The sequence below is a fragment of the Geothrix sp. genome (assembly GCF_020622065.1).
Taxonomy (GTDB): domain Bacteria; phylum Acidobacteriota; class Holophagae; order Holophagales; family Holophagaceae; genus Geothrix.
Map to the genome: position 1 here is coordinate 369905 of NZ_JAHRYQ010000002.1, position 12579 is coordinate 382483.

At 69.0% G+C, this 12579-nt stretch carries 14 protein-coding genes; 12 read left to right on the forward strand and 2 right to left on the reverse strand.

The genetic code is table 11. The annotated features are described in order from the left end of the window. The 3 genes from QZ647_RS11165 to QZ647_RS11175 form a co-directional block, all read left to right on the forward strand. A partial coding sequence (locus QZ647_RS11165; protein ID WP_291272235.1) for an Ig-like domain-containing protein occupies window positions 1–1707 on the forward strand: 1707 nt, incomplete at its 5' end. A gap of 96 nt (window positions 1708–1803) precedes the next feature. Beyond that, window positions 1804–2226 carry a hypothetical protein gene (locus QZ647_RS11170; protein WP_286355194.1) on the forward strand — a complete coding sequence of 141 codons (423 nt, stop codon included), beginning with the start codon at window positions 1804–1806 and terminating at the stop codon, window positions 2224–2226. Beyond that, a complete protein-coding gene (locus QZ647_RS11175) occupies window positions 2223–2861 on the forward strand; it encodes a 3'-5' exonuclease (RefSeq protein WP_291272236.1) in 639 nt (212 codons plus the stop codon). The genes QZ647_RS11170 and QZ647_RS11175 overlap by 4 nt, the downstream gene beginning before the upstream one ends. Window positions 2862–2881: 20 nt before the next feature. Here the strand turns inward: QZ647_RS11175 and QZ647_RS11180 are convergent, their stop codons facing one another. Continuing rightward, a complete protein-coding gene (locus tag QZ647_RS11180; protein ID WP_291272237.1) occupies window positions 2882–3052 on the reverse strand; it encodes a hypothetical protein in 171 nt (56 codons plus the stop codon). A gap of 69 nt (window positions 3053–3121) precedes the next feature. Between QZ647_RS11180 and QZ647_RS11185 the strand changes: the two genes are divergently transcribed. The 9 genes from QZ647_RS11185 to fliN all read left to right on the forward strand — a co-directional run bounded on the left by QZ647_RS11185 (window position 3122) and on the right by fliN (window position 11880). Continuing rightward, entirely contained in the window at window positions 3122–3691 is a 570-nt protein-coding gene (locus tag QZ647_RS11185) for a hypothetical protein (RefSeq protein ID WP_291272238.1), read from the forward strand. A 4-nt stretch (window positions 3692–3695) separates the two neighbouring features. Further along, the gene (locus tag QZ647_RS11190) at window positions 3696–4187 is read left to right on the forward strand and encodes a GNAT family N-acetyltransferase (RefSeq protein WP_291272239.1); all 492 of its coding nucleotides are present in this window, start codon (window positions 3696–3698) and stop codon (window positions 4185–4187) included. A gap of 47 nt (window positions 4188–4234) precedes the next feature. Beyond that, window positions 4235–4564, forward strand: coding sequence for a YraN family protein (locus tag QZ647_RS11195; protein WP_291273032.1), 330 nt, complete (start codon window positions 4235–4237; stop codon window positions 4562–4564). A gap of 99 nt (window positions 4565–4663) precedes the next feature. Beyond that, window positions 4664–6763 carry a flagellar biosynthesis protein FlhA gene (gene flhA / locus QZ647_RS11200; protein WP_291272240.1) on the forward strand — a complete coding sequence of 700 codons (2100 nt, stop codon included), beginning with the start codon at window positions 4664–4666 and terminating at the stop codon, window positions 6761–6763. Window positions 6764–6785: 22 nt separating this feature from the next. Next, the gene (gene flhF, locus QZ647_RS11205) at window positions 6786–8099 is read left to right on the forward strand and encodes a flagellar biosynthesis protein FlhF (protein WP_291272241.1); all 1314 of its coding nucleotides are present in this window, start codon (window positions 6786–6788) and stop codon (window positions 8097–8099) included. Beyond that, the gene (locus tag QZ647_RS11210; protein ID WP_291272242.1) at window positions 8096–8965 is read left to right on the forward strand and encodes a MinD/ParA family protein; all 870 of its coding nucleotides are present in this window, start codon (window positions 8096–8098) and stop codon (window positions 8963–8965) included. The genes flhF and QZ647_RS11210 overlap by 4 nt, the downstream gene beginning before the upstream one ends. 8 nt (window positions 8966–8973) lie before the next feature. Next, window positions 8974–9930, forward strand: coding sequence for a FliA/WhiG family RNA polymerase sigma factor (locus tag QZ647_RS11215; RefSeq protein ID WP_291272243.1), 957 nt, complete (start codon window positions 8974–8976; stop codon window positions 9928–9930). Between the two features lie 3 nt (window positions 9931–9933). Beyond that, entirely contained in the window at window positions 9934–10950 is a 1017-nt protein-coding gene (gene fliM / locus QZ647_RS11220) for a flagellar motor switch protein FliM (protein ID WP_286355184.1), read from the forward strand. A 3-nt stretch (window positions 10951–10953) separates the two neighbouring features. Continuing rightward, window positions 10954–11880, forward strand: a complete 927-nt coding sequence (gene fliN / locus QZ647_RS11225; RefSeq protein ID WP_291272244.1) for a flagellar motor switch protein FliN — start codon at window positions 10954–10956, stop codon at window positions 11878–11880. Window positions 11881–11908: 28 nt separating this feature from the next. On the opposite strand, the gene QZ647_RS11230 is transcribed toward fliN, so the two are convergent. Next, entirely contained in the window at window positions 11909–12394 is a 486-nt protein-coding gene (locus QZ647_RS11230; protein WP_291272245.1) for a hypothetical protein, read from the reverse strand. Window positions 12395–12579: the final 185 nt, after the last annotated feature.

A 12579-nucleotide genomic window follows, 5' to 3' on the forward strand; every position in this document is an offset into this window, starting at 1 on the left:
GGTGCCGTGACCGCCCAGACCCAGGTCTCCGTCACCGCAGCCACCCTCACGGCCCTGTCGATCACGCCGACCGCTCCCTCGCTGGCCAAGGGCGCCACGAAGCAGCTCACGGCCATGGGCGCCTACTCTGATGGCACGAGCCGGGACCTGACGGCCACCGTCGCCTGGTCCAGCGCCGCCCCGGCCATCGCCTCCGTGAACGGCTCCGGGCTGGTGACGGCCGTCGGCGCCGGGACCACCACCCTGACCGCCGCCTCCGGGGCCACCACGGCCCAGGTCCAGGTCACCGTCACCCCCGCCACGCTGCTCTCCATCGCCGTCACCCCGGCCAACGGCTCCGTGACCAAGGGCGGGACCAAGACCTTCACGGCCACCGGAACCTTCTCGGACGGAAGCACCGGTCCGGTCTCCGTGACCTGGACCTCGTCCGCCCCCGCCGTGGCCTCCATCAACGCCTCGGGCATCGCCACCGGGCTCACCGTGGGAACCACCACTCTCACCGCCGCCAGCGGAGGCATCACCGGCAGCGCCACCCTCGCCGTGAGCGCCGCAACCCTCTCCAGCCTCCAGGTGACTCCGGCCAATCCCACCGTCGCCAGCGGCTCGACCACCCCCCTCACGGCCACGGGCACCTACACCGATGGCAGTACCGCCAATCTCACGGCCTCCGCCACCTGGGCTTCGGCCTCGCCGGCCATCGCCCTGGTCAATGCCGGCGGTCTCGTCACCGGCGTCGCCGGGGGCACCACCACCATCACCGCCACCTCGGGGGCCATCACCGGCAGCGCCACCGTCACGGTCACGGCCCCGACGACCGTCACCCTGATCGAAGTCTCCCCCGCCAGCGCCACCCTGCCCCTGAACAACGCCCAGGACTTCCAGGCCCTCGTGACCTGGTCCAACGGCACGCGCCTCAACATGACCTACGATGTGCAGTGGACCTCCACGAACAACGCCGTCATCGGCATCGACAACCTCGGCCACGCCACGGCCCTCGGCGCCGGCACGGCTTCCATTCGCGCCACCTACGGCGGCGTCACCGGACAGGCCGCGGTCACCGTGACCGCCCCCACCCTGACCTCCATCTCACTGGCTCCGACCACCGCGCCCCTCACAGTGGGCGGCACCGTGGACCTCACCGCCACGGGGAATTTCTCGAACAACACCTCCACCGTGCCCTACGACACCAATGTGGCTTGGACCTCCTCCAACCCGGCGGTGGCGACGGTCGAGAGCCATGGCGTGGTGACGGCCGTGGGCGCAGGTACCGCCACGATCAGCGCCGCGGCCGGCGGCGTGACGGGCACGGCCACCGTGACCGTCACCGCTCCGGCAGCCACCTTCGACCCCGCCTTGGTGGGGAACTGGGAGTTCATCGATGTCACCGGCACCTGGGGCAGTTTCTACACCTTCAATGCCAATGGCACCTTCACCTACTCGCTGGTCTACCTCAACCACGATGTCTGCATCAGCACCTCCAAGCGGGTCGCCACCCGGTCGGGCACCTTCTCCAGCGCCCCCGGGAAGATCATCCTGAACATCACCACCTCGTTCGATGATGTCTTCAATTGCAGCGGGGCCGGCCAGCGCTTCATCTTCCAGCCCAGCGTGCAGGAGCACCAGGCCTACTTCCAGAGCGGATTGCTCTATACGAACAATCCCAACGACTTCCAGGCCACCGGTTGGCTGGGCCACATCAAGAAGTGACGCGCCCACCCCGGAGTGCATGCGGGGGCCTCCGGGCCCCCGCACTGCGTTTCAGGCGGCTCGGAATCAGGGGCCGAGCCCTGCTAGTCTGGTGGCATGACGAAGATCTACTACGCCGGCCAGGATGTGGATGCGCCTTGCGGGCGCTGCGGCGGCGAGACGCGGCATCAAGTCCTGACCGTGACCAATGGCGTGCCCGACAAGCTCATCTGCGGGAACTGCCGCTCCGTGCACAAGTTCCGGGTCGCCAAGCCCGAGCCCCTGCCCCGCTCTCCGCGGATCCCCGCGGCGGCCAAGGCGGGCGGCCCCCGGCCGGGCTCGCTGGTCTCCCAGTTCCAGGAAGTCCTGATGCAGGAGCAGGGCGGGGCCCAGGCCCGGCGCTACAGCATCGCCGAGCGCTGGGAGGAAGGCGCCTGGATGGATCACCCCAGCTTCGGCCTGGGGCGGGTCCAGCGGCGCCTGGGCAAGAAGGTCGATGTGCTCTTCAGGGATGGGCTCAAGACCCTGGTCAGCGCATGACGCAGGAGCCGCTCCTCGAGCCTGCCTCCCCCGCCCTCCGGGAACTCCAGTTCGCCGTGCTGGACCTGGAGACCACGGGAGGCAGCCCGAAGGCCCGCTGGGGCAAGGACGGGCGGTTCATCCAGCCCTCTGAGATCACGGAAGTCGGCCTGGTGCGCCTCTCGGGCGTGGTGGTGGAGGATCGCTACTCCAGCCTGGCCTCCATCCAGGGCTTCCTCCCCGAGGAGATCCAGCGTCTCACGGGCATCAGCCTGCCCATGCTGGCGGGCGCCCCGCCCTGGGAGCAGGTGGCCCTGAAGCTGGCCCCGCAACTGGAGGGCCGCGTCTGGGTGGCCCATCATGCGCCCTATGACGGCAGCTTCCTCAAGGCCTGGCTCCCCGAAGGCGTCTGGCGCCGCCACCGGCTCATCTGCACCCGCCTGTTGGCCAAGAAGCTCATTCCTGAGCTGCCCCGGCGCAGCTTGGCCGAGCTCTGCGCCTTCCTCGGCATCACCAACACCCGGGCCCATCGCGCCCTGCAGGACGCCGAGGCCACGGCCGAGGCGCTCCAACACCTCATTCAGCGGGCCGAGGACCGGGGCATGGATGGCGAAGCCTTCCTCGCCGCCGGCGAAGTACCCTGGGCCAAGGTCTGATTCCGGCTTGGACCTGACCCCTACTTGAGGGCCTTCTTCGCCTTCTCGGCAGAGGCCTTGGAGTAGTAGGCGCACACGCCCTTCTTGGCATCGGGCTCGATGCCCGCGGCCTTGAGGGCCTCCTTCAGCTTTTTCTCGGCCACGCCCAGATCCTTGGCCCAGGCCGCCGCCGTCTTCAGGTCTTCCGCCATCATTGGCAACCTCCACATCGCCATCCAGCCGATCCCGGCCATGGTAGCTGATCGGGCTACACTCCCTCCATGGATCTCACCCGCTTTCTCGACCTCGTCCGCACCCAGGGCTGGCAGGGCTGGTCCCTGTGGGTGGTGCTGATGGCCCAGGCCCTGCTCTGGGTGGGGCTGGTGCGGCTGCACCTCTCGCTGCAGCGGGAGGAGGCCCCCTGGGAGGAATGCGTCGGGAAGATCCGCTCGGCCTTCCTGCGCAAGGTGAATGGCGAGGAGGAGATCCAGGAACTGAAGGTCCACCGCTACGCTCCCCTGGTGGATCAGCTGCTGGCCCTGCACTTCGCCGAGGAGAAGACCGAGCGCTTCGACCGCTGGCTGCTGTTGCGCTGGAAGGTGAAGGAGGGGCTGCGCCCCTACTGGATCCGCTGGGGCTACCTGCTCATCGCCTTCGGGGTGGTGGTGTGGTACCTCCAGGGCCTCCGCCTGGACCTGGGCACCGATGTCCTCAAGCGCACCCCCGTGGATCCCCGCCTGCTCTGGGTCTGGCTGGGCTACGCCATGGTCCTCGCCTGGAAGATCGTGCGGATCCACGGCAACCTCGAGCGCGTCCAGCGCAGCCTGCTGTTGCCGAGGCGGGACGAGTAGGGCCATGGCTTTCCGCATCCAGCCTTTCCAGACGGGCCTCGAAACCCAGGTGCTCGACCTGATCCTGCCCATCCAGCAGGTCGAGTTCGGCGTGCCCATCACGGCGGCGGATCAGCCGGATCTGGGTCGCATCCCCGAGGTCTACCAGTCCGGCAGGGGGGGCTTCTGGGTGGGCCTGGAGGGCGATCGGGTGGTGGGCACCCTCGGCCTCATCGATTTCGGCCAGGCCCCCGGCGGCGGAGGCGCCCTGCGGAAGATGTTCCTCCACCCCGATCAGCGCGGCACCGGCTTGGCCCAGGCCCTGCTCGACACGCTGCTGGCCCACGCCCGGACCCAGGGCCTGCCGGGCCTCTGGCTGGGCACCCTGCCCCACATGGCGGCGGCCCATCGCTTCTACGAGCGCAACAACTTCCACCGGGTCGAGCCCGAAGCGCTGCCCCCTGACTTCCCCCGCATGCCCGTCGATACCGTGTTCTACACCCGGGAGTCCGTCTGACCCGCCGCGGAGAGGCCGCCCGCCGCCTGGGCCTCCGGGCCGAGCGGCTGACGCTCTGGCTGCTCTGGGCCCGGGGCTGGGACCTGGTGGCCTGGCGGCAGAAATTGGGCCGCTACGAGCTGGACCTGCTGCTGAGCCGGGGGCCGGAATTGCGGCTCCTGGAGGTGAAGGCCCGGCGCCCCGGAGCCTGGGTGGGCGCCGACACGGCCCTGGAGCCCGAGCAGCGCCTCCGCCTGCAGCGGGCCCTCCGGACCTGGCTCGACCGCGTGCCCTGGCCCGGGAGGGTCACCTTCCAGCGGGTGAGCTGGGCCGGGTGGCGTTGGAAATTCCACGCTCCGGAGCGCTGGGATGGGCTCAAGGTGGCCCGGGAGTCCTAGCTCGGGCATTGGACCCGGGTGATGGGAGCGCCGCGACCCGGAGAGGCCCCTGGCCGCGCGGCTGGCACAGCCCTCGCCCCGGACCCCCTGGGTGTCGGTATGTTGACCTTCCTGGACCGTCTGCTTCCGTATATGGCCCGCCTCTCGCGGCGGTCGGACCTCGCTGCGCCCGTTTTCGTGATGATCGTGCTGGTGGTGATGGTCCTGCCCCTGCCGGCCTTCATGCTGGACCTGCTCATCGTCCTGAACATCACCCTGAGCCTGGTGATCCTGATGGTGGGCATGTATGTGCCCCGCCCCAAGGAGTTCAGCTCGTACCCCTCGGTGCTGCTGGTGGTGACGCTTTTCCGTCTGGCCATCAATGTGGCCACCACCCGCCGGATCCTGCTCTTCGCCGGGGACCAGGGGGCGGATGCCGCCGGTCACATGGTGAAGGCCTTTGGCCAGTTCGTGGTGGGCGGCAGCTATGTCATCGGCCTGGTGGTCTTCCTGATTCTGCTGGCCATCCAGTTCCTGGTGATCAACCACGGCGCCGGCCGCATCGCCGAAGTGACCGCCCGGTTCACGCTGGACGCCCTGCCCGGCAAGCAGATGGCCATCGACGCCGACCTGAACGCGGGCTACATCGATGAGCAGGAGGCCCGTCGGCGCCGCAAGGATCTCCAGGAGGAGGCCGGATTCTATGGGGCCATGGACGGCGCCGTGAAGTTCACCCAGCGGGACTCCGTGGCGGCCCTGATCATCCTGGCCGTCAACATCGTGGCGGGCATCATCCTGGGCGTGGTGCGCTACAACCTGCCCGTGACGCAGGCCCTGGAGGTCTACACGCTGCTGACGGTGGGCGACGGTCTGGTGACGGTGATCCCCAGCCTGCTCATCAGCGTGGGCGGCGCCATCCTCACCACCCGCAGCGGCAGCGACGCCACGGGCCTGGGAAGCCAGGTGCTGGGCCAGATGGGTGCAGACCACCGGCCCCTGGCCATCGCCGCCTCGGTTCTCTTCCTCTTCGGGGCGGTTCCGGGCCTGCCCCTGTTCCCCTTCTGGGTCATGGGCTCCGTCTTCGGCGTCATGGCCTATGCAGCCTGGAAGCTGCCGAAGCCGGCCCCCGGCGCCGAGGAGGCCGCTGCCGCCGCGGAAAAGGCCAAGGCCGCTGCCGCGGAAGGTGGGGAGCGGGTCGAAGGCCTGCTCAAGGTCGACCCCCTGGGCCTGGAGGTGGGCTACAGCCTCATCCCCCTGCTCGATGTGAACCAGGGCGGCACGGTGCTGGAGCGCATCAAGGCCGTGCGGCGCCAGATGGCCCAGGAGCTGGGCATCGTGGTGCCCCCCGTGCGCATCCGCGACAACCTGCAGCTCCCCCCCCACACCTATCGCCTGCTGCTCCGGAGCGAGGAGATCGCCCGGGCCGAGCTGCAGCCCACCCAGTTCCTGGCCATGAACCCCGGCACCGCCACGGAGGACCTGGCCGGCACGCCCACCTCGGAGCCCGCCTTCGGCCTGCCGGCCTACTGGATTCCCGACGCCCAGCGGGACCGGGCCCAGATGCTGGGCTACACAGTGGTAGAACCCGCCACCGTGCTCACCACCCACCTGTCGGAACTCATCAAGCAGCACGCGCCAGACCTGCTGGGCCGGCCCGAGGTCCAGCACCTCCTCGACACCCTCAAGGAGACCTCGCCACGGCTGGTGGATGACCTCATCCCCAATGTGGTCAGCGTGACCACCCTCCAGAAGGTGATGCACAATCTCCTGCGGGAGCGTGTGCCCGTACGGGACCTGGGCCGCATCCTCGAGGCCACGGCCGATGCCGCCACCATGACCAAGGATGTGGGCTTCATCACCGAATATGTCCGCCAGGCCCTGGGCCGCGTGCTCACGAGCCCGCACCTGTCCGAGACCGGGGAGTTGGGCGTGCTGGTGCTCGATCCCCAGATCGAACAGACCCTCCAGGGCGGCATCGAGCAAACCGACCGGGGGAGCTTCCTGGCCCTGGAGCCGGGCCGCACCCAGGAGCTGCTCACCCGCATCGCCAACGGCATCGCGGCCCTCCTGCCCGGCGCCCAGCCGGTACTCCTGACCAATCCCGTCGTGCGCCCTCACCTTCGGCGCCTCCTGGAGCGGGCCCTGCCCCACCTGGTGGTGCTGAGCCACAGCGAGGTGCCCATGGATGTCCGCGTCGTGAACCTGGGCACTGTTTCATGAACCGACTCGTGAAGGGTGAACCATGCGCGTGAAGACCTTCGAAGCCGGATCCATGCAGGATGCCCTGGACATCGTGAAGAAGGAGATGGGTGAAGAGGCCTTCATCCTCTCCACCCGGACCCGGCGGCGACCCTCGGCCCTGGGCCTGGGCCTGGGCGAGGAGGCCGTCATCGAGGTCACGGCCGCCGTGGACGAAGCCCAGCCCGGAGCGAAACTGCCTTCGCCGCCGCTCGCCGCCGGCAGCCCCGCCTCCCTGACCTACGGCCTCCGCCCCTCGCTGGAACCGGCGCCGCCCCGGCCCCCGGCCCGACCTCCGGTACGGCCCCCTGTCGCCCCCCCGGCCCCCCCCATGGATCTGCAGCCGCTCCGGCGGGAGCTGCTGGAGATCAAGGGCGCCGTGGCGGCCCTCAAGGACAACGATCAGCGCAACGCCTCGATCCTGAAGGAACTCGATCAGATGAAGGCGCTGCTGAGCCGCATCCAGCGCCAGGGCATGCCCCCGGCCCAGCTGCACCTGCCCCCCAGCCTGCTGGAGCTCTACGGCGACCTGGTGGCCAACGATGTGGAACCGCTGGTGGCCCTGCGGCTCTGCGAATACGCCCAGCGGGCCCTCGTGGATCAGGATGGTGACTCCGCCGCCGGCGCCGTGGACGCCGAGCGGGCCCGGCTCTTCCTCCGCCGGGTCATCGCCGACTTCATCCCCGTGGCGCCCCCCATCCAGCTGGATCCCGGCAAGATGCGCGTGGCCGCGCTCGTGGGTCCCACCGGCGTGGGCAAGACCACGACGCTGGCCAAGCTGGCCGCCTACGCCCAGCTCCACCTGAAGCAGAAGGTGGCCCTGCTCACCCTGGACACCTACCGCATGGCCGCCGTGGACCAGCTCCAGCAGTACGCCCAGATCCTGCAGGTGCCCCTGCATGTGGCCCTCACGGTGGAGGACCTCCGCAGCGCCCTGCGCTTCTATCAGGACCGCGCGTTGGTGCTCATCGACACGCCCGGCCACAGCCCCAAGGACACCGAGACGCTGGGGCAGCTGCGCGGCCTGCTGGACGAGCTGCCGGAGGTGGAGACTCACCTCGTGATGTCGGCCACCACCAAGCCCCGCGATCTGGCCGAGATCGCCGCGCGCTACGAGCCCCTGCACCCCACCCGCCTGCTCTTCACCAAGCTCGACGAGACCTCCACCTACGGCCCCATCCTCAGCACCCTGGTCCGCGTCAAGCGGCCCCTCAGCTACCTGGGCACGGGCCAGGAAGTGCCCGAGGCCCTGGAACTGGCCACCAGCCGCCGGGTGGCCGACCTCATCCTCCCCGCCACCGTGAAGGAGGCCGAATGAGCAGCGACCAGGCATCCCGCCTCCGCAGCATGGCCCAGGGCCAGCGCCCCGAGGCACCCCTCTTCGCCGCCCGCGTGGTGGCCATCACTTCCGGCAAGGGCGGGGTGGGCAAGACCAATGTGGTGGCCGGCCTCGCCATCGCCCTCGCCCAGCAGGGCCAGCGGGTCGTGGTCATGGACGCGGACTTCGGCCTGGCCAACCTGGACATCCTGCTGGGCCTCTCCCCGAAATTCACCCTGGAGCATGTGCTCCGGGGCGAGAAGGTGCTCGAGGAGATCCTGCTGGAAGGCCCCATGGGCATCCGCATCATCCCCGCCAGCAGCGGCATCCAGGAGCTCACCCGCCTCGACACCATGAGCGAGCTGCGGCTGGTGCAGGGCCTCCAGCGGGTATCGGAGACGGCGGACTGGCTGCTCATCGATACCGCCGCCGGCATCCACGATTCCGTCCTCAAGCTCCTCATGGCCGCCCAGGAGGTGATCCTGGTGACCACCCCCGAGCCCACCAGCCTGGTGGACGCCTACGCCATGGTGAAGGTGCTGCACCTGCGGGAGGCCTCCAAGCCACTGTGGCTGCTGGTGAACAACGGCCAGAGTTCCGACGAGGCCCAGGAGACCATCGATCAGCTCCAGGCGGCCACGGAGCGCTTCCTCGGCAAACAGCTCCAGGTGCTGGGCATGATCCCCAACGACCCCCACATCCTGCAGGCCGTGCGCCAGCAGCGCGGCGTGGTGGACCTCTTCCCCCGGAGCCCCGCCGCCCAGGCCTTCCAGCTTCTGGCCCGGCAACTGCTGGGACAGGTATCCTTGCAGCCCGGCGGGTTTGCGGCATTCTGGAGGCAGCTCGCCTCCGACGACCCCAACTAGGAGCCAGGATGTCCTCCCCGAGGTCGGACCCATCCGCTGTCCCCGCCCCGCCTCTCGGCAGTGAGGCGGCCCGGGCCGTGGAGGCCGCGCCCGCCGCGCTCCGGCCCTGGGCGGCCCTGGCGGCGGCGAAGGCCTACGGCAAGGGCGCTCCCCCCGCCGCCATTCCCGTCGCAGCTGCTCCGGCCGCCGCCTCGACGGCGGCAGCGGATGCCGCGCCCGGCGCCACCGAGGCCCAGGAGCCGCCGGAACCCTTCGACCGCGAGAATCGCGAGCAGATCATCAAGGACTATGTGCCCCTGGTGAAGTTCGTCGCCCACCGCGTCGCCTCCCGCCTGCCCTCGCATGTGGAGCTGGACGACCTCATCAACAGCGGCATCCTCGGCCTCATGGACGCCATCGAGAAGTTCGAGCCGGCCCGGAACATCAAGTTCAAGACCTACGCCGAGCTGAGGGTGAAGGGGGCCATCCTCGACGGCCTGCGCGACCTGGACTGGGTCCCGCGGAGCCTGCGCCGCAAGAAGAAGGACATCGAGAACGCCTACCACCTGCTCGAGCAGCAGATGGGGCGGGCCGCCACAGACGAGGAGGTGGCCGTCCACCTGGGGGTCCCCCTCGAGGAGCTGCACAAGAACCTGGATGAGCTGAAGGGCGTCACCCTGGGCACCTTCGTGGAGGTGGGCGAGGACGGCGAGGGGGAGAGCCTCATCAGCTTCGTGCCGGATCCGGATGCCGAGGATCCGCACCAGACCTTCCAGGCCACGGAGATCAAGGACATCCTGAGGCGGGCCATGGAGGTGCTGCCCAAGAAGGAGAAGTTCGTGGTCCAGCTCTACTACTTCGACGAACTGACCATGAAGGAAATCGGGACGCTCCTGAACATCACCGAGTCCCGGGTATCCCAATTGCATACCAAGGCCATGCTGCGACTCCGGGGCAAGCTCCTGGAGAAGCACATCGAAGGATAATCCATGGCCAAAATTCTTAGCCAAGAGGAAGTAGACGCGCTACTTAAGTCCCATACGAGGACCGGGCCCAAGGCCCCGGCCGCTCCGGGGCCCGAGCGCGGCGCTCCCCAATATCAGGCAAAAAAGGCCCAGGCCCAGCGCAAGGTCACCCTCTACAACTTCCGCCGCCCCGACCGGGTGAGCCGGGAGCAGATGCGCTCCCTGCACTTCATGCACGACCGCTTCGCCCGGAACTTCTCCAGTTCCCTGAGCGCCTACCTGCGGACCATCACGGAAGTGAACCTGGTGAGTGTCGAGCAGCTCAGCTACCAGGAGTTCCTGCTGTCCGTGCCTGACCCCACCTGCTTCAACGCCATCTCCATCAAGCCCCTCGAAGGCGCGCTGGCCCTGGAGGTGAATCCCACCCTGGTGTTCCCCATCATCGACAAGATGCTGGGCGGCCCTGGCGAACCGCTGAAGCAGCTCCGCACCATGACCGACATCGAGCAGAGCATCTTCGACGGGGTGCTGAAGCTGGTGCTGGAGGATCTCCGCGAGGCCTGGCGCGGCATCGTGGATCTGGACTTCCGCATCCAGGCCCGGGAGACGAGCCCCCAGCTGATCCAGATCGTCGCCCCCAACGAGGTGGTGCTGCTGGTGGTCTTCGAAGTGAAGATGGGGCCGGTCAGCGGCATGATCAACCTGGCCATCCCGAGCATCATCCTCGAGCCCATCTCCACCAAGTTCGACCAGGAGATGTTCACCGGCTACAAGAAGTCCTCCACCTTCGAGGAGGCCCGCCTCCTGATGGCCAGCCTCAAGCGCTGCCCCATGGAGGCCGCCGCCGAGATCCGCGGCACCAGCCTCCGCATGGAGGAGGTCCTGCAGCTCAAGCCCGGCGATCTGATCCCGCTCACCAAGCGCTTTGATGCCGAGCTCGACCTCTGCGTGGACGGGATCCCCCGGTTCATGGGCCTGGTGGCCCTGAACCCCAATGGAAAACGCGTCTTCCAAGTGACCGGCGCCCGGTCGGAAGGATGAGCCATGGATGCCCGTGACACCGAACTCTTCCAGAAAGTCGGCAACGCGTTTGCCGAGAGCATGGCCTCCGTGTTCTCCATGCTCACGGGCCGCGAGTTCCAGCTGAAGTCCGCCCCGGGCGAGGTGGTGGATCCCCAGGGCGCCGCCGCCCTGCACCAGGCCCCCACCATCCTGGTGAAGGCCAACTACCAGAAGGGCCTCAACGGCACCCTGTTCTTCACCCTGCCCCTGAAGGAAGGCACCATGCTGGTGGACCTCATGCTGGGCGGCGAAGGCGCGCCCGCGGAGGAGCTGGTGGGCGATTCCAAGGACGCGCTGGCCGAGACCTTCAACCAGGTCATGGGCAGCGCCAACCAGACCCTGTCCGATCTGGCCGGGGAAACCTTCGCCATCGCCAATGTGGACATCCTCGCCCTCGCGCCGGAGGCTTCCGCCTTCTCGGAGCAACTGGGCCAGGGACCGTTCCAGTGCATCGCCCTGCCCACGACCCAGGAAGCCCTGAGCACCACCATCCACCTGCTCTTCCCCGACCTTCTCCTGCAGCAGCTCAAGCGCAAGCTCGGCCTCGCGGAAGCTCCGGCCCCGGCCGCCCCGCCGCCCCAGGCCGCCCCCGCCGCCGCGGCGGCCCCGGCCCACCGGGCCCCCGTGGCCGCCGGTCCCATGCCCGACTCCGGCAACCTGGACCTGCTGCTGGACATCCAGCTGCCCGTGGTGGTCCGCATGGGCCAGACTGAGATGCAGATGGGCGAGCTGCTGAAGCTCACGCCCGGCTCCATCCTCGAGCTCAACCGCAGCGCGGATGCCCCCGTCGAGATGCTGGTGAACGGCAAGCACATCGCCCGGGGCGAGGTGGTGGTGGTGGACGGCAACTTCGCTTTCCGCATCACGGAGATCGACAGCCGCGCCGCCCGGATCCGCAGCCTGGGTTAGGCCGCGGATCGAGCGTCTATCCCCGGTTTCAGTTGTTCGTGAGCGTGAACGCCACGGGGGCGGTGACGCCGACCGTGGTGGCATTCACCGTGAACACGCCCGCGGTGGCATTCGCCGTGAGGGTCGGAGCCGTGGCCACGCCCGAGGCATCCGTGGTCACCGTGGCCGTCGTGGCGGCCCCGGGGAAGGTGCCGCTGGCCCCGGTGGCCCCCGCCACCACCGTGAAGGTCACCGAGGCTGCCGCCTTGGGCGTGCTGACGATGGTGTAGCCCCCGTAGCCGTCCCCGTTGGACACCCGCTGCTGGGTCATCAGGGTGACCTTGAGCGCCGTTGCGAAGGGGTTGGTCACGGGCGTGCTTTGGGGTGTGCCCGCCGTCGCGGAGAACTGGGCATCCGTGGCGAGCACGGTTCCGGCGGGCGTGCTGTTGCTGCCCCCGCCCCCGCCATAGCCTCCCCCCGAGCACGCCAGAGCGAAGATCGCCAGGGAACCTGCGGCCTGCAACTTGATCGACATGGCACCTCCTTCGCCGCATCGGCGGCAGCCTTGAATGTCTGGGTTCCACCATCGCCCCCGGGGGCCCCGCCTCCAGATCCGGCTCCCAAATGGCGACCCCTCCGGGTCCACAGAAGGGGGATCCATCCCTTGACGGAGGCGCCTCCGGGAAGGAAGGTGGGACACCCCACCCGAGGAGTCGCTGC